Source organism: Priestia sp. HNGD-A6 (assembly GCF_045784335.1).
Taxonomy (GTDB): Bacteria; Bacillota; Bacilli; order Bacillales; family Bacillaceae_H; genus Priestia; species Priestia zanthoxyli.
Map to the genome: position 1 here is coordinate 3,801,329 of NZ_CP138621.1, position 16,595 is coordinate 3,817,923.

The 16,595-nt window shown below is 39.8% G+C and carries 18 protein-coding genes; all 18 read left to right on the top strand.

Translation table 11 applies throughout. From position 1 onward, the window contains the following. The 18 genes from fabG (at position 1) to sucD (ending at position 16,563) form a co-directional block, all read left to right on the top strand. Positions 1–741: a 3-oxoacyl-[acyl-carrier-protein] reductase gene (gene fabG / locus SCI76_RS19440; RefSeq protein WP_013058906.1), complete on the top strand. Its 741-nt coding sequence runs from the start codon at positions 1–3 to the stop codon at positions 739–741. A gap of 138 nt (positions 742–879) precedes the next feature. Beyond that, positions 880–1,113, top strand: coding sequence for an acyl carrier protein (gene acpP / locus SCI76_RS19445; RefSeq protein ID WP_013058905.1), 234 nt, complete (start codon positions 880–882; stop codon positions 1,111–1,113). Between the two features lie 180 nt (positions 1,114–1,293). Continuing rightward, a complete protein-coding gene (rnc, locus tag SCI76_RS19450; RefSeq protein WP_013058904.1) occupies positions 1,294–2,040 on the top strand; it encodes a ribonuclease III in 747 nt (248 codons plus the stop codon). 77 nt (positions 2,041–2,117) lie between these two features. Next, the gene (gene smc / locus SCI76_RS19455) at positions 2,118–5,678 is read left to right on the top strand and encodes a chromosome segregation protein SMC (protein ID WP_221832072.1); all 3,561 of its coding nucleotides are present in this window, start codon (positions 2,118–2,120) and stop codon (positions 5,676–5,678) included. A 25-nt stretch (positions 5,679–5,703) separates the two neighbouring features. Further along, positions 5,704–6,702, top strand: coding sequence for a signal recognition particle-docking protein FtsY (gene ftsY / locus SCI76_RS19460; RefSeq protein ID WP_013058902.1), 999 nt, complete (start codon positions 5,704–5,706; stop codon positions 6,700–6,702). Between the two features lie 273 nt (positions 6,703–6,975). Next, on the top strand, positions 6,976–7,308 hold the full coding sequence (locus tag SCI76_RS19465; protein ID WP_025750337.1) for a putative DNA-binding protein: 333 nt from the start codon (positions 6,976–6,978) through the stop codon (positions 7,306–7,308). A gap of 12 nt (positions 7,309–7,320) precedes the next feature. After that, positions 7,321–8,664: a signal recognition particle protein gene (ffh, locus tag SCI76_RS19470; RefSeq protein WP_028411443.1), complete on the top strand. Its 1,344-nt coding sequence runs from the start codon at positions 7,321–7,323 to the stop codon at positions 8,662–8,664. Positions 8,665–8,801: 137 nt separating this feature from the next. Next, positions 8,802–9,074, top strand: a complete 273-nt coding sequence (rpsP, locus tag SCI76_RS19475) for a 30S ribosomal protein S16 (RefSeq protein WP_013058899.1) — start codon at positions 8,802–8,804, stop codon at positions 9,072–9,074. Positions 9,075–9,085: 11 nt separating this feature from the next. Then, positions 9,086–9,316, top strand: coding sequence for a KH domain-containing protein (locus SCI76_RS19480; protein ID WP_013058898.1), 231 nt, complete (start codon positions 9,086–9,088; stop codon positions 9,314–9,316). A 151-nt stretch (positions 9,317–9,467) separates the two neighbouring features. Beyond that, complete coding sequence (locus SCI76_RS19485; protein WP_013058897.1) at positions 9,468–9,851, top strand: YlqD family protein; 384 nt, start codon at positions 9,468–9,470, stop codon at positions 9,849–9,851. 12 nt (positions 9,852–9,863) lie between these two features. Beyond that, complete coding sequence (rimM, locus tag SCI76_RS19490; RefSeq protein ID WP_328175203.1) at positions 9,864–10,376, top strand: ribosome maturation factor RimM; 513 nt, start codon at positions 9,864–9,866, stop codon at positions 10,374–10,376. Then, a complete protein-coding gene (trmD, locus tag SCI76_RS19495) occupies positions 10,376–11,116 on the top strand; it encodes a tRNA (guanosine(37)-N1)-methyltransferase TrmD (RefSeq protein ID WP_014458419.1) in 741 nt (246 codons plus the stop codon). Before rimM ends, trmD begins: the two co-directional genes overlap by 1 nt. A 161-nt stretch (positions 11,117–11,277) precedes the next feature. After that, complete coding sequence (gene rplS / locus SCI76_RS19500; RefSeq protein WP_013084808.1) at positions 11,278–11,622, top strand: 50S ribosomal protein L19; 345 nt, start codon at positions 11,278–11,280, stop codon at positions 11,620–11,622. A gap of 176 nt (positions 11,623–11,798) precedes the next feature. Beyond that, complete coding sequence (lepB, locus tag SCI76_RS19505; RefSeq protein WP_013058893.1) at positions 11,799–12,350, top strand: signal peptidase I; 552 nt, start codon at positions 11,799–11,801, stop codon at positions 12,348–12,350. A 21-nt stretch (positions 12,351–12,371) separates the two neighbouring features. Continuing rightward, the gene (ylqF, locus tag SCI76_RS19510) at positions 12,372–13,238 is read left to right on the top strand and encodes a ribosome biogenesis GTPase YlqF (RefSeq protein WP_025750333.1); all 867 of its coding nucleotides are present in this window, start codon (positions 12,372–12,374) and stop codon (positions 13,236–13,238) included. Between the two features lie 107 nt (positions 13,239–13,345). Beyond that, positions 13,346–14,113, top strand: coding sequence for a ribonuclease HII (locus SCI76_RS19515; RefSeq protein WP_328175202.1), 768 nt, complete (start codon positions 13,346–13,348; stop codon positions 14,111–14,113). Between the two features lie 368 nt (positions 14,114–14,481). Further along, positions 14,482–15,642, top strand: coding sequence for an ADP-forming succinate--CoA ligase subunit beta (gene sucC / locus SCI76_RS19520; RefSeq protein WP_013058890.1), 1,161 nt, complete (start codon positions 14,482–14,484; stop codon positions 15,640–15,642). An 18-nt stretch (positions 15,643–15,660) separates the two neighbouring features. Continuing rightward, positions 15,661–16,563 carry a succinate--CoA ligase subunit alpha gene (gene sucD / locus SCI76_RS19525; protein WP_013058889.1) on the top strand — a complete coding sequence of 301 codons (903 nt, stop codon included), beginning with the start codon at positions 15,661–15,663 and terminating at the stop codon, positions 16,561–16,563. The last annotated feature ends 32 nt before the right edge of the window (positions 16,564–16,595 follow it).

The window sequence follows — 16,595 nt, forward strand, 5'->3', positions numbered from 1 at the left end:
ATGTTACAAGGGAAAGTTGCAGTTGTAACAGGCGCTTCTCGCGGAATTGGTCGTGCCGTTGCAATTGAGCTGGGAAAGCTTGGTGCTAAAGTAGTTGTAAACTATTCTGGAAGCGAAGCGAAAGCTCTTGAAGTTGTGGATGAAATTAAAGGACTAGGAACGGATGCAATTGCTGTACAAGCAAATGTGGCAGAAAGTGATTCTGTACAAGCAATGATAAAAGAAGCGATTTCTACATTTGGTTCAGTAGATATTTTAGTAAACAACGCGGGCATCACACGTGATAATCTTCTTATGCGTATGAAAGAAGACGAATGGGATGATGTTATTAATACAAACTTAAAAGGCGTGTTTTTGTGTACAAAAGCGGTTACTCGTCAAATGATGAAGCAGCGCGCAGGACGCATCATTAACATTTCATCAATTGTCGGCGTCAGCGGTAATGCTGGACAAGCAAATTATGTAGCAGCAAAATCAGGCGTGATTGGTTTAACAAAAACAACTGCCAAAGAATTAGCAAGCCGCAATATTACAGTGAATGCAGTTGCTCCTGGTTTCATTGCAACAGACATGACGGATAAATTGAATGAAGAAGTTCAGGCGGAAATGTTAAAGCAAATTCCTCTTGCAAGTTTTGGCCAGCCTGAGGATGTTGCGAACGCAGTTGCGTTTTTAGCATCAGATGCAAGCCGTTATATTACCGGTCAAACGATTCACGTTGACGGCGGAATGGTGATGTAAAAAAGGCACTTTACGAAAAGTGCAATTTGGTGATAAAGTACAAAGGGACGTTTACTAGGCGACCGATAAACTTTATTATTCAACCATAGTATTTTAGATGGAAATCATCTATAATGACTTGAGGGGAGGTGAAGAACAATGGCAGAGGTACTAGAACGCGTAACAACAATCATTGTTGATCGTCTTGGTGTAGACAAAAGTGAAGTGAAACTAGAATCTAGTTTCAAAGAAGACTTAGGTGCTGACTCTCTAGACGTAGTTGAATTTGTAATGGAGCTTGAAGAGGAATTCGATATCGAAATTTCTGACGAAGAAGCTGAAAAAATTTCAACTGTAGGAGATGCAGTTAATTACATACAGAGCCAAATTTAATCTGTAGTATATGTATGAAAAGCCCCGTTAAACAGCGGGGCTTTCTCTTCTTTTTAAGAATTTCAAAAAAAGACCTCTTTTTTTGAAAAGGTAGTGTATCTTTTAGGATACCTCGTTTTATAATGAGAGATGGTAGGGAAAAACTACGAAACAATTGAAGCAGGTAAGCGGAGGTATTTTATGCCTAAACAATATTCAAATCGAGATCGAAAGATGAACGTGAAATTCAAGCAAAATTTTGCCGAGTTTCAAAAGGAAATTGGTATTCAGTTTACAAATGAAGCGCTTCTTTTTCAAGCATTTACACATTCATCCTATGTGAATGAGCATCGCAGAAGACCGTATGAAGACAACGAGCGTCTTGAGTTTTTAGGAGATGCCGTATTAGAGCTAACCGTATCACAATTTTTATTTAAAAAGTATCCAACGATGAGTGAAGGTGAGTTAACGAAGCTTCGTGCAGCAGTTGTGTGTGAACCGTCGCTTGTTACTTTTGCAAATGAAATGGATTTTGGTAAACTAGTGTTACTTGGAAAAGGTGAAGAGATGACGGGCGGCCGATCTAGACCGGCTTTACTGGCCGATGTGTTTGAAGCATTTATCGGAGCTCTTTATTTAGACCAAGGGCTTGATACGGTAGTAACGATTCTAAAAAAAGTTGTCTTTCCAAAAATTAATGAAGGTGCTTTTTCTCATGTGATGGATTTCAAAAGCCAGCTTCAAGAAGTGATTCAACGTGATGGAGTTGGACAATTAGAATACAAAGTTTTGCAAGAAAAAGGTCCAGCGCATAATCGCGAATTCTTATCTCGCGTATCGTTAAATGGTGAAGAGCTCGGCGTTGGTGTAGGCCGTTCGAAAAAAGAAGCAGAGCAAAAAGCAGCTCAAGTAGCTATTACGAAAATTAGAGCAAGTCAAACGAAATAAAATGATCCCCCTCTTAACGCATTCGTTATAAAGGGGGATTTGCTATGAAAAGATTACATGTGTGAGGGGGGATTTCTATGTTCCTCAAACGATTAGATATTGCAGGGTTCAAATCGTTTGCAGAAAAAGTATCGATAGATTTTGTGCCAGGTGTAACGGCGGTAGTAGGACCGAATGGGAGCGGAAAAAGCAACATTACGGATGCTATACGCTGGGTGCTTGGAGAACAGTCAGCCAAATCGCTTCGTGGAGGGAAAATGGAGGACATTATTTTTGCAGGAAGCGAATCACGCCGTGCGGTAAACGTGGCTGACGTAACGCTGACTTTGGAAAATGATGACCAGTTTCTCCCGCTTGATTATCATGAAGTTAGTATTACAAGGCGCGTGTACCGCTCAGGAGACAGTGAATTTTTTATTAACAACCAGCCGTGCCGTTTAAAAGATATTGTCGATTTATTTATGGACTCAGGACTTGGAAGAGAAGCTTTTTCGATTATCAGTCAAGGAAAAGTAGAAGAAGTACTAAGCAGTAAATCTGACGAGCGCCGTAAAATTTTTGAAGAAGCAGCAGGTGTATTAAAATACAAAACGCGTAAACGAAAAGCGGAGCTTCGGCTTCTCGAAACGCAAGAAAATTTAAATCGAGTAGTAGATATTCTTCATGAAATTGAAGGTCAGTTAGAGCCTTTACAGATTCAATCGTCTATTGCAAAAGATTATTTGCAGAAAAAAGAAGAATTAGAGCACATTGATGTGGCTGTTACGGTATTTGAAGTTGAAGATCTTCATCAGAAATGGGAAAAATTAAAAGCTGAAATGGCTCAGCACGAGCAGCTTGAAGAATCTCTCGCGACCAATATTCGCACGCGTGAAGGAGAAATCCAGACCCTTCGTTCGCATATTCAGCAAATCGATGAACAGCTAGACTCTTTACATAAAAAACTACTATATGTAAGTGAAGAAGTAGAAAAGCTAGAAGGCAAAAAAGAAGTATTAAAAGAGCGTAAGAAAAATGCTTTTCAAAATAAAGAGCAGCTGGAACGTTTAGTAAAAGAGTATACTCATAAGCATCAAGAGCTAAGTAAAGCAAAAGACAGCGAAGGAAAAGATCTTGAGCAATCTCAAAAAGAAGTGCAAGAGATACGTTTGAAGCTTGCTGAGCAGGAACAGTTGTTTAGGCAGTACAGTGAGAATCTAGAAGAAAAACTTGAACAGATGAAAAGCGAATATTTTGAATTAGCGAACGCTCAAACATCCGCTCGAAATGAAATTTCATTTTTAGAGCAGCAAAAAATGCAAACGTTTGAAAAAGAGCAGCGCTTAACAAAATCCAACGAGCAATACGTCGAACAGCGCCGTGAATTAACGCAGCGAAAAGAAGCGGCGATTAAAAGGCTCGCTCAGTTTCGTCAAGAGCTTCAGCAGGCTGTACAAGTGTATAAGCAGCAAGGAGAGAAGCTTGAGTCATTAAGGCAAGCCTATCGTAAACAAGAGTCTACGCTTTATCAAGCTTATCAGTACGTGCAACAGACAAAATCACGAAAAGAAATGCTTGAAGAGATGCAAGAAGACTATGAAGGTTATTTTCACGGTGTAAAAGAAGTATTAAAAGCGCGTGATGGGAAGCTTGCAGGTATTAAAGGTGCCATTGCTGAGCTAATTAATGTCCCAAAAGAGTATGAAACAGCGCTTGAAATTGCGCTTGGAGGAGCAGCTCAGCACATTGTCGTTCAAGACGAACAAAGTGCCCGTCAGGCAATTGGCTTTTTGAAACAAAACGGTTACGGCAGAGCTACATTTTTACCACTGACGTCTGTAAAAGACCGTTATGTTCCGGCTCAAACTATTTCTATGCTAGAGAGTCACGAAGCGTATGTAGGAATCGCTTCATCTCTTGTTAAATACGAAGCTACCTACGACCGAGTTATTAAAAATTTGCTTGGAACCGTTATTGTTGTCAATGATTTAAAAGGCGCGAATGAACTTGCCCGCCTTGTGCAGCATCGCTATCGTTTTGTGACCGTTAAAGGGGATGTGGTCAACCCCGGTGGTTCGATGACAGGCGGTTCAATGAAGCAAAAGTCCAACTCTTTGTTAGGCCGTCAGCGTGAAGTGGAAGCCATTACGGCAAAAATAGAAGAGATGGAACAAAAGACGCTTGTGCTCGAGCAAGATGTGAAAGATAAAAAGTCACAGATTGAAGAGCTTCAACAGGAAATTAATAAACAGCAGGCATTTGTGGAACGCTTGAAAGACAAAGAGCAGGAATCTGACCGAGAAGTAAAGCAAATTGACATCGAAGAAAAAGCAGTGAATGACCGCTTAACCATGTATGATCATGATATTGCTAGCTTTAGACAAGATCAAACAAGCTTGTCCGCTCGAATTGATGAGCTGCATACGAGTTTGCAGGGAAATCAGCAGCAGGCAAATGTATTAGAGAAAAACATTGAAGAGTTAGCTGCACGCAAGCATACACAGCAAACGTCTAAAGAAACGGTTCAACATGAGCTTACAGAAGTAAAAGTGCTTCTTGCGAAAAAAGAACAGTTCCTCACAAATCAGCAAGAAAAATACGAAAGAGTGTGCTTTGAGCTTGATCAAACCATTCAGCGTTTGTCTGAAGCTACAGATGATCTTTCTCTTTTAACGAGTGAAATCACGAGCAACGACTCGGGTGAACTTCAGCTCGAAGAAGCGGCGCATGAGCGAATAAAAGAAAAGACAGAAACGTTGCAATTAATGGATGACTGCAGATCAGAGCGGTTGAAAGCCCAGAATAAGCTTGAAGACGAAGAAAGGGTTGTAAAAGAGCTCCAGCGTCAGTACAAACAAATTACGGATGCTTTAAAAGATGAAGAAGTCAAAATCAATCGAATTGACGTAGAGCTAGACAGCCGTCTCCAGCAGCTGACAGAAGAGTACGAAATTAGCTTTGAAGCAGCAAAAGAAAAGTATCCTTTAACATTAGATATTCAAGAAGCAAGGAAAAAAATCAAGCTCATTAAGCTGGCAATTGATGAATTAGGAACCGTAAACTTAGGTTCTATCGAACAATACGAACGCGTTTCAGAGCGCTATGAATTTTTAAATACGCAGCGAGCTGACCTCGACGAAGCGAAAAATACCCTGTATCAAGTGATTGAAGAAATGGACGAGGAAATGAAGAAACGTTTTTCTGATACGTTCTCTCGTATCCGCAATGAATTTGGTACAGTGTTCTCTTCACTATTCGGAGGAGGAAAAGCGGATTTGAAATTAACAGATCCGAAAGATTTATTAAATACAGGGGTGGAAATTGTTGCCCAGCCTCCTGGGAAAAAACTGCAGAATCTAGGGTTGCTGTCAGGCGGCGAGCGTTCGTTAACAGCCATTGCCCTCCTGTTTTCTATTTTGAAAGTACGTCCGGTGCCGTTTTGTGTGCTAGATGAAGTGGAAGCGGCGCTTGATGAAGCGAACGTTCATCGCTTCGCTACGTATTTACGCAAATTTAGTAATCAAACACAGTTCATTGTTATTACTCACCGAAAAGGTACAATGGAAGAAGCTGACGTACTGTACGGTGTGACAATGCAAGAATCTGGCGTATCGAAATTAGTCTCTGTTCGTTTAGAAGAATCAAAGCAATATGTTTAACTCATAGAATGAAAGGGTGGTACGAATGAGCTTTTTTAAGAAATTAAAAGAAAAAATTACAATGCAAACGGATTCTGTTACACAAAAATTTAAAGATGGACTATCAAAAACACGCAATTCTTTTTCGGAACGTGTGAATGATCTAGTGTCTCGCTATCGTCAAGTAGACGAAGAGTTTTTTGAGGAATTAGAGGAAATTTTAATTAGCGCTGATGTGGGCGTGGCTACCGTGTTGGATTTAATTGATGACTTAAAATCGGAAGTGAAACGCCGTAATATTAAGGACCCTCAAGATGTACAGGCTGTCATCTCTGAGAAATTAATTGATATTTATGAATCTGGTGAAGAGCAGATTGGTGAATTAAATATGCAGCAAAATGATTTAACGGTTATTTTGTTTGTAGGGGTAAACGGCGTTGGGAAAACAACAACAATTGGGAAAATTGCACATAAATTCAAACAAGAAGGCAAAAAAGTCGTAATGGCGGCAGGAGATACGTTCCGTGCCGGTGCGATTGAGCAGTTAGAAGTATGGGGAGAACGCGTTGGTGTTGATGTTATTAAGCAATCTGCAGGCTCTGACCCTGCCGCTGTCATGTATGACGCTGTTCAGTCAGCCAAGGCTCGAAAAGCAGATGTTTTATTATGTGATACAGCAGGTCGCCTTCAAAACAAAGTGAATTTAATGAAAGAATTAGAGAAAGTAAAGCGTGTTATTGAGCGAGAAATTCCTGGTGCTCCGCATGAAGTGCTTCTCGTACTTGATGCGACGACGGGTCAAAACGCTTTAAGTCAGGCTAAAACATTCTCAGAAGCAACGAACGTGACTGGAATTGTGTTAACAAAACTAGATGGTACGGCTAAAGGCGGAATTGTTCTTGCCATTCGAAACGAACTGAAGCTTCCTGTTAAATTCGTTGGACTTGGAGAAAAAGTAGACGACCTTCAGCCGTTTGACACGGAGCAATATATCTATGGGTTATTTGCCAATGCTGTAGAAGAAGAAACAGAAAAAGAGGCGTAATCTAAAAAGAGGCTGGGATAAAAGTATCTTCGTTGAAGGAAGATCCGAACGATTAATCGTTCGGATCTTTTTATTAGTAGGGTGGACGCAGGTTTCATATTTAGTCGTCTTTAAATTGAAGTAATTTAGTTATGTTTCCATCTCTTTTAAGTGGAAAAATGTGAGGTGTTAAGGAAAAAACTTGACATTCAAACCTCGCCTAGTTAAACTAATAACATGTAAAGGCTTTTCACTTAACAAGGGGGCGGTCAGATGGTTGAAAAGAGCGTACATATGCTCGAGAAAACAACAAGAATGAATTACTTATTTGACTTCTATCAGGCGCTGTTGACGCCCAAACAAAGAAGTTATATGTCACTTTATTACTTGGATGATTATTCCCTCGGTGAAATAGCGGAAGAATTTGATGTGAGTCGTCAAGCAGTTTATGATAATATAAAACGTACAGAGCAAATGCTTGAACAATATGAGGAAAAGCTATTGTTATTTCAACGGTTTCAAGAGCGTCAATCAATTGTTCAACAACTGAAAGACGAACTTGCAGCCGACTTACACAAGAACAGTAAGCTTTCTTCTCTTCTTGATTCGCTCGAGAAATTAGATTAGGGGGCGGCGTATATGGCATTTGAAGGATTAGCCGACCGTTTGCAAAGCACACTGCAAAAGTTAAAAGGAAAAGGAAAAGTTAACGAAGCTGATGTTAAAGAAATGATGCGTGAAGTTAGACTTGCCCTTTTAGAAGCCGATGTAAACTTTAAAGTAGTAAAAGACTTTGTTAAGCGCGTAAGCGAACGTGCTGTAGGTCAAGACGTTCTTAAGAGCTTAACGCCTGGACAGCAAGTTATTAAGGTTGTACAAGAAGAATTAACTGCACTTATGGGCGGAGAGCAAAGCAAGATTGCAGTAGCTCCAAAAGCTCCAACTGTAATTATGATGGTTGGACTTCAAGGTGCAGGTAAAACAACAACAACTGGTAAACTTGCCAATTTATTACGTAAAAAATATAACCGTAATCCATTGCTTGTAGCAGCAGATATTTATCGTCCGGCAGCTATTAAACAGCTTGAAACACTAGGGAAACAGCTTAGCATGTCTGTTTTTTCATTAGGTGATCAAGTAAGTCCTGTGGAGATTGCGAAACAAGCTATTGCTCATGCGAAAGAAGAGCATCACGATTATGTATTAATTGATACAGCGGGACGTTTGCATGTTGATGAAAATCTAATGGAGGAGTTAGAACAGATCAAAGAGCTTTCTAACCCAGACGAAATTTTCCTTGTTGTCGATGCGATGACGGGTCAAGATGCAGTAAACGTTGCGGATAGCTTTAATAAGCAATTAGGATTAACTGGCGTTGTATTAACGAAACTAGACGGCGATACGCGCGGTGGTGCAGCGCTTTCTATTCGTGCAGTAACTGATACACCAATTAAGTTTGTCGGTCTTGGAGAAAAGATGGATGCTATTGAAGCATTCCACCCAGAGCGTATGGCTTCCCGTATCTTAGGTATGGGTGATGTGCTGACGCTTATCGAAAAGGCTCAGGCAAATGTAGATGCTGAAAAGGCAAAAGAGCTTGAAGCTAAGCTGCGCACGCAGTCATTTACATTCGATGACTTTTTAGATCAACTTGCTCAGGTGCGTCAAATGGGACCGCTTGATGAGCTAATTGGTATGCTTCCGGGCGCCAATAAAGTAAAGGGGCTCAAAAACCTGCAGGTTGATGAAAAGCAAATTAATCATGTAGAAGCAATTATTCGTTCGATGACGAAAGCGGAAAAAACAAACCCTGAAATCATTAATTCAAGTCGAAGAAAGCGTATTGCAAAAGGAAGCGGGCGTTCTGTACAAGAAGTCAACCGTTTGCTTAAACAATTTGAAGACATGAAAAAAATGATGAAACAAATGACAAATATGTCAAAAGGCAAGAAAAAGGGTATGAAACTTCCATTCTTTTCATGATAAAATGCTTGATTTGAACTGAAAAAACCAAAGAAAATAAAATATTTTTCTAGTGTTAAGAAAAAAACCTTTACAAACATTTTACCTATTTGATATTATATTATCTTGTTGAAACATATTCGGAGGTGCTTTATAAAATGGCAGTAAAAATTCGTTTAAAACGTATGGGAGCTAAAAAATCTCCTTTCTATCGTATCGTAGCAGCAGACTCTCGTTCACCACGTGATGGACGTTACATCGAAGTAGTTGGAACTTACAATCCTGTAGTTCAACCAGCTGAAGTTAAAATCGATGAAGAGCTAGCTCTTAAATGGTTACAAAATGGTGCTAAACCATCTGATACAGTTCGTAACCTTTTCTCTAACGAAGGCATCATGGAAAAATTCCATAATGCTAAATTAGGAAAATAATTTCACTCGAGATGACATCACTAATCGAAACAATTGTAAAGCCGCTTGTTGATTATCCAGCTGATGTTAAAGTGGAGGAACAAGAAGATGAACGTCAAGTGACTTACATCCTTACTGTTCACCAAGAAGATGTCGGCAAAGTAATCGGCAAACAAGGCCGCGTTGCAAAAGCGATTCGAACTGTTGTGAATGCAGCAGCATCACAGCAAGGTAAAAAAGTGTATGTGAAAATTCAAGAGTAATCAAAAAGGGAGAGGGATAACCTCGCCCTTTTTTTATGTTATGATAAGATGAACGTTTTGATCACAGTAAGTCTTTTGCGAGCAAGAAGCAGCTATTTCAATACGCATGTAAAAAGCACAAGGTCACTATCTTGAGGGCGGAGGGAACGTTTTGAACATTATTCAAAAAGTGGTTGTGAAACAAGTGTTAACTGAAGCAAGCAAACAAGATCTTGAAAATCGTTTTATAAACCGCAAGCAGGCGCTTGAAAAAGAAATGGAACAGCTGAAATTTCAGTTAAAGCACATGGAAAAAGCCAATAAAGGTTCTTCTTTATTACATAGTCAATTTGAAAAAGAAAAATCCGCTCGCCTTGAAAAAATTGAAGTGTTGAACTTTCAGCTGACGCAATTAGAAAAGCTTCCTTTAGGGAGCGAACTCGTTGAAACGGAACTAGATGCCTTAGTAGAGGTAAAAATCGGCGATGATTGGGAAAAGATAAAAGAAAGTAAAACAATTATTATAAAAGATAGCAAAGTTGTTGAGATTAGATAGAGGTGAAGAAGAATGAAATGGTTTAAGGTTGGAAAAATTGTGAATACCCATGGTGTAAAAGGAGAAATTCGTATTGTATCAACTACGGATTTTGCTGATGAGCGCTATGAAAAAGGAAATAAACTTTATATCTTTAAAGAAAAGCAAAGCGAGCCAGTGGAAGTAACGGTAGCAAGCCATCGCAGGCATAAAAATTTTGATCTGCTTACATTCGAAGGCTATCACAACGTAAATGATGTTGAGCAGTACAAAAACTGCGAAGTGAAAATTCCTGAGGAGCAGCTAACGGGTTTAGAAGACGGTGAATTTTATTTCCACGAAATTATTGGGTGTACAGTAAAAACAGAAGACGGAGTAGAGGTAGGAACGGTCAAAGAAATTTTAACGCCGGGAGCTAATGATGTGTGGGTCGTTAAAAAAGGCGGAAAAGAAGTTCTTATTCCTTACATCGACGACGTTGTACAATCTATTGATATAGAGGAAAAAGAGATTGTTATTACAGTAATGGAAGGGTTATTGGACTAATGAAAATTGATGTACTATCGCTATTTCCTTCTATGTTTGACGGTGTTTTTGGTGAATCAATTTTGAAAAAAGCACAGGAAAAAAATGCGGTTGAACTGAATGTAGTTAATTTCCGAGAATATTCTACGAACAAACATCAAAATGTGGACGATTATCCTTACGGCGGAGGTGCTGGAATGGTATTGACACCTCAGCCTATTTTTGACGCTGTAGAAAAGCTGACTGAAACAGCTAAGAAGCCCCGGGTAGTTTTGCTTTGTCCGCAGGGCGAACGCTATACACAGGCAAAAGCAGAAGAACTAGCAGCAGAAGAGCATTTAATTTTTATTTGCGGTCATTACGAAGGATATGATGAACGAATTCGTGAGCAGCTGGTAACTGATGAAATTTCAATTGGTGACTATGTATTAACTGGAGGAGAGCTTGGTGCAATGGTTGTGATCGATAGCGTTGTTCGCCTGCTTCCTGATGTCCTTGGCAATAATCATTCAGCTGTGCAAGACTCACACAGTACAGGTTTACTAGAGCACCCCCACTATACGCGTCCTGCTGATTTTAGAGGCTTAACAGTTCCTGAAGTACTTATGTCAGGAAATCATAAAAAAATTGAACAGTGGCGCCAAAAAGAGTCTTTAAAGCGCACGTTGCTTCGAAGACCGGACATGCTTGAAAAGATGGAGCTAACGGAAGAGCAAAAGAAACTAGTAGCTCAATTAAAAGAGGAAAACAACCTTTCATAAATCCATAAAATTTATGCATAAACTCTGTTGCATACGGTATAAGAGTGTGCTAAGATAGATTTTGTGGCTTGGGCAGATGTCTGGTCACCTATAACGATGTTCCGCTGCAATGATTGAAAAGCATTGGTATGAGCGTCTGTTGGAAGGAGTTGAAACACGCGATGCAAAAATTAATCGAAGAGATTACAAAAGAACAATTAAAAACAGATCTTCCTACGTTCCGTCCTGGTGATACTGTACGTGTACACGTAAATATCGTTGAGGGTACTCGTGAACGTGTTCAGGTATTTGAAGGTGTTGTTATTAAGCGTCGTGGCGGTGGTATCAGCGAAACATTTACAGTACGTAAGATTTCTTACGGTGTAGGTGTAGAGCGTACATTCCCACTTCATACGCCAAAAATTGCAAAAATCGAAGTAATGCGCCGCGGTAAAGTACGCCGTGCGAAACTTTATTACCTACGTGAATTACGTGGTAAAGCTGCGCGTATTAAAGAAATTCGATAATAGTAAAGGGGAGCTTGTTTATACAAGCTCCTTTTTTCAAATGTTTTTTTAGAACGATTCGTTCTCTGACAGTGAAAAATAGACGTACAAGTCATCATTTTTTTATTCTATTTATTAGGCGTTTCAAACATTATCGTTTAAAATAAAGGTATGACATAAGAGTTGGAGGACTGAAGATGGCTCGAAAGAAAAATGAACTGTGGGAATGGATAAAAGCAATCGCCATTGCCGTACTGTTAGCTGTTGTAATTCGCTATTTTTTGTTTGCACCGATTGTAGTAGATGGACTTTCTATGATGCCTACGCTGCATGACCAAAATCGAATGATTGTAAATAAGTTCTCCTATAAGATTGGTGATCCTGATCGCTTTGATATTATTGTTTTTCATGCTACAGCGGAAAAAGATTACATAAAACGTATTATCGGACTGCCGGGTGATCATATTGAGTATCGAAATGATACGCTATATGTAAATGGAAAAGCTTATAAAGAGCCCTATTTAGATCAGTATAAAAAAGAAGTGATTGACGGTAATTTAACCGAAGATTTTAAACTAGAAGACGTAACGGGTAAAAAGACCGTGCCAGAAGGCTATTTGTTCGTGATGGGAGACAATCGACGCTACAGTAAAGACAGCCGTCAGATTGGCTTTGTGAGCATGGACAAGGTGCTTGGTAAAACGAGTGCCGTATACTGGCCGATTAAAGAAGCGCGTTTTGCAAAGTAAAATATAAAAGGTGAGTAAAATATGACAATTCAATGGTTTCCTGGCCATATGGCCAAGGCCAGAAGACAAGTAACTGAAAAGCTAAAATTGATTGATATTGTATACGAACTGGTTGATGCACGCATTCCGCAATCATCGCGAAATCCAATGATTGATGAGATTATTGTGAACAAGCCCAGAATCGTATTGTTGAATAAAGTGGACAAAGCGGATCCGCGCGTCACTCAGCAGTGGTTAGATTATTACAAAGAACAAGGTATTTATGCCTTAGCTATTGACGCACAAGCAGGTAAAGGAATGAAACAAATTGTTTCGTCTTCTAAAGAACTTCTTCAAGAGAAGTTTGACCGCATGCGCGCAAAAGGAGTTAAAAAACCCCGCGCTATCCGTGCGATGATTGTAGGGATTCCTAACGTCGGTAAATCAACGCTAATTAATCGCCTTGCCAGCAAAAAAATCGCCAAGACGGGAGATCGTCCAGGTGTGACGCAGGCACAGCAGTGGATTAAGGTAGGAAACGAGCTAGAGCTGCTTGATACGCCAGGTATTTTGTGGCCTAAGTTTGAAGATGAAACAGTTGGATATAAGCTTGCGACAACGGGTGCTATCAAAGATACCATTTTAAATATGCAAGATGTCGCTGTTTATGCGCTGCGCTTCTTAACTAGCCATTACCCAGAACAATTAAAGCAGCGTTATGATTTAAATGAAATCCCTGAAGACATTGTAGAGCTTTTTGATGCAATTGGGTCGCGCCGCGGCTGTTTAATGGGTGGCGGCATGGTGGATTACGATAAAACAGCTGAGCTTGTTCTTCGAGAAATTCGAACGGATAAAATTGGCACCTTTACATTTGATGATCCAAGTGAAGCTGAACAACAGCTGTAAGCAACACATTGCGAACTGAAGCAAAAAACGCCTCTGCCTTTTCAGCATGAGGCGTTTTTTATGTGAAAGTGCCGCGTGAAAATGTTGATATAAAGAAGGTGGAGCTAATGAAAAAGAGTATTAAGGAAATAAAAGAGGAACTAAAGCAAGTGAGAAGCCCGGAAGATGCTGTATTTAAGGCATATGCGCAAGATGAGCGTAAAGGTGTGCAGCAGGTTATTATTCAAAAACAAAGGCAATTTGAAGCGGCTGAGCGCTTGAAGCAACAGTTTGGTGAAATGATGGCATATGAAAATGAATTATATAGGCAAGGAGCAACTTATATTGCCGGAGTAGACGAAGTAGGAAGAGGACCGTTAGCAGGACCGGTAGTAGCGGCTGCTGTTATTTTGCCTCCCGATTTTTTTCTCCCTGGTCTGACGGATTCAAAGAAGTTATCAGAAGCAAAGCGAGAAGCGTTTTATGAAGAAATTTGTAAAAAAGCTGTCGCTATCGGTATAGGGATTATAGACGCAGAGGTCATTGATTCTATTAATATTTACGAAGCAACAAAAAAGGCAATGACTGAAGCCATTGAACTGCTGGCAGTTCAGCCTGATGAACTGCTCATTGATGCGATGAAGCTGCCGGTGCCTATTTCGCAGCAGTCAATCATTAAAGGCGATGCTACAAGCATTTCAATTGCTGCAAGTTCTGTTATTGCAAAAGTGACGCGAGATCGAATGATGAAAGAACTTGGTGAACGCTATCCTGCATACGGATTCGAAAAACATATGGGATATGGAACAAAACAACATTTAGAAGCAATCGAACAATATGGAATTTTGCCAGAACACCGCCGATCTTTTGCACCGATAAAAAACCAAGTAAACTAGAACATGATACCCGAGCATATCTCTGCTTTTTAGCGCATGTTTCAATGCGAGATTCTAGGCTTAAAAAGAATATAGCCTATGTAAGCGGAGATATTGCAGCGGGAAAAATTCGTAAATTATTTTCCTCTCAGTCTGCTTTAGTTATGAAGGTTGATTTACATGATCAACCACACGTTTAACGTCCGCAGAGCCTCATCTACTTCATAAGGTATGGTTAAGTACTATCTCCATAAAAATATCAATTTTCTTATTATTTCAATATTTTTCACTAGAATAGTAGACAATTAGACAATTATTTTTATACAATGAAAGCGCAGTCTATTTTGTGCAGTATAGTTTTGTGGTTGATTATGTTAGGAGGATGGGAAATGAATATCCATGAGTATCAAGGAAAAGAACTACTCAGAAAATATGGGGTTGCAGTACCAAACGGTCGAGTAGCTTTTACTGTTGAAGAAGCAGTTGAAGCAGCAAAGGAATTAGGTTCACAAGTATCAGTGGTGAAAGCACAAATCCATGCTGGTGGACGCGGTAAAGCGGGCGGTGTCAAAGTAGCAAAAAACTTAGATGAAGTTCGTACATATGCACAAGATATTTTAGGAAAGACCCTCGTAACGCACCAAACAGGCCCTGAAGGAAAAGAAGTTAAGCGCTTGTTAGTTGAAGAGGGATGCGATATTAAGAAAGAATACTACATCGGTTTAGTTCTTGATCGTGCAACGTCTCAAGTTGTATTGATGGGTTCTGAAGAAGGTGGAACTGAAATTGAAGAAGTGGCGGAAAAAACGCCTGAAAAAATCTTTAAAGAATATGTAGATCCGGCGATTGGTTTACAAGCATTCCAAGCTCGCAGACTTGCATTTAATATTAATATTCCAAAAGAATTAGTTGGAAAAGCAGTTAAATTCATGACAGGTTTATATACAGTATTTGTTGAAAAAGACTGCTCAATTGCAGAGATTAACCCTCTAGTTGTAACAGGTGACGGAGACGTTATGGCATTGGATGCGAAGTTAAACTTTGATTCAAATGCGCTGTATCGCCAAAAAGATATTCTTGAATATCGTGACCTTGAAGAGGAAGATGCTAAAGAAATTGAAGCATCTAAATACGACTTAAGCTACATTTCACTAGACGGTAATATCGGTTGTATGGTAAACGGTGCAGGTTTAGCGATGGCAACGATGGATATTATTAAGCATTACGGAGGCGACCCTGCTAACTTCCTGGATGTTGGGGGCGGCGCAACTGCTGAAAAAGTAACAGAAGCATTTAAAATTATTTTATCTGACCAAAATGTAAAAGGTATTTTCGTTAATATTTTCGGCGGAATTATGAAATGTGATGTTATTGCAACAGGTGTTGTTGAAGCAACAAAACAAGTTGGATTAAGCCTTCCATTAGTTGTTCGCTTAGAAGGAACAAACGTTGAACTTGGAAAAGAAATTTTACAAAAATCAGGCTTAAATATCACAGCTGCTGAATCTATGGCAGACGGCGCACAAAAAATCGTTTCACTAGTGAAATAGAAAGGCTGGGGGATAGGAATGAGCGTATTTATTAATCAAGATACAAAAGTAATTGTACAAGGAATTACAGGCGGAGTTGGCCTTTTTCATACACAGCAAATGTTAGAATATGGAACAAAAATTGTTGGTGGCGTAACGCCGGGTAAAGGCGGCTTAGAAGTAGAAGGTGTTCCGGTATTTAATACGGTTGCCGAGGCGAAAGAAAAAACAGGCGCAACGGCTTCTGTTGTATATGTTCCACCAGCATTCGCAGCTGACTCCATTATTGAAGCAGTTGACGCAGATTTAGATTTAGTTATTTGTATTACAGAAGGTATTCCAGTATTAGATATGGTAAAAGTAAAGCGTTATATGGAAGGAAAACGTACGCGTCTTGTAGGGCCTAACTGCCCAGGTGTTATTACACCGGAAGAATGTAAAATTGGCATTATGCCAGGGTACATTCACAAAAAAGGTCATGTAGGTGTAGTTTCGCGTTCTGGTACATTAACATATGAAGCTGTTCACCAACTTTCTGAAGCTGGAATTGGCCAATCAACAGCTGTTGGTATCGGCGGTGACCCGGTGAATGGCACGAACTTTATCGATGTATTAAAAGCGTTTAATGAAGATGAAGATACGTATGCAGTAATTATGATTGGGGAAATCGGCGGTACAGCAGAAGAAGAAGCGGCAGAATGGGTAAAAGCAAATATGACAAAACCTGTTGTCGGCTTCATTGGCGGTCAAACAGCGCCTCCAGGAAAACGTATGGGCCATGCTGGTGCGATTATTTCAGGTGGTAAAGGGACAGCGTCTGAAAAAATTAAAACAATGAATGAGTGCGGTATCCAAGTAGCTGAAACACCATCTGTTATGGGAGAAACACTTATTAAAGTGTTAAAAGAACAAGGCATTTACGAGCAGTGTAAGACTCATTAATAGAAGACATATAGCCTCCTTTGACCGGGGGC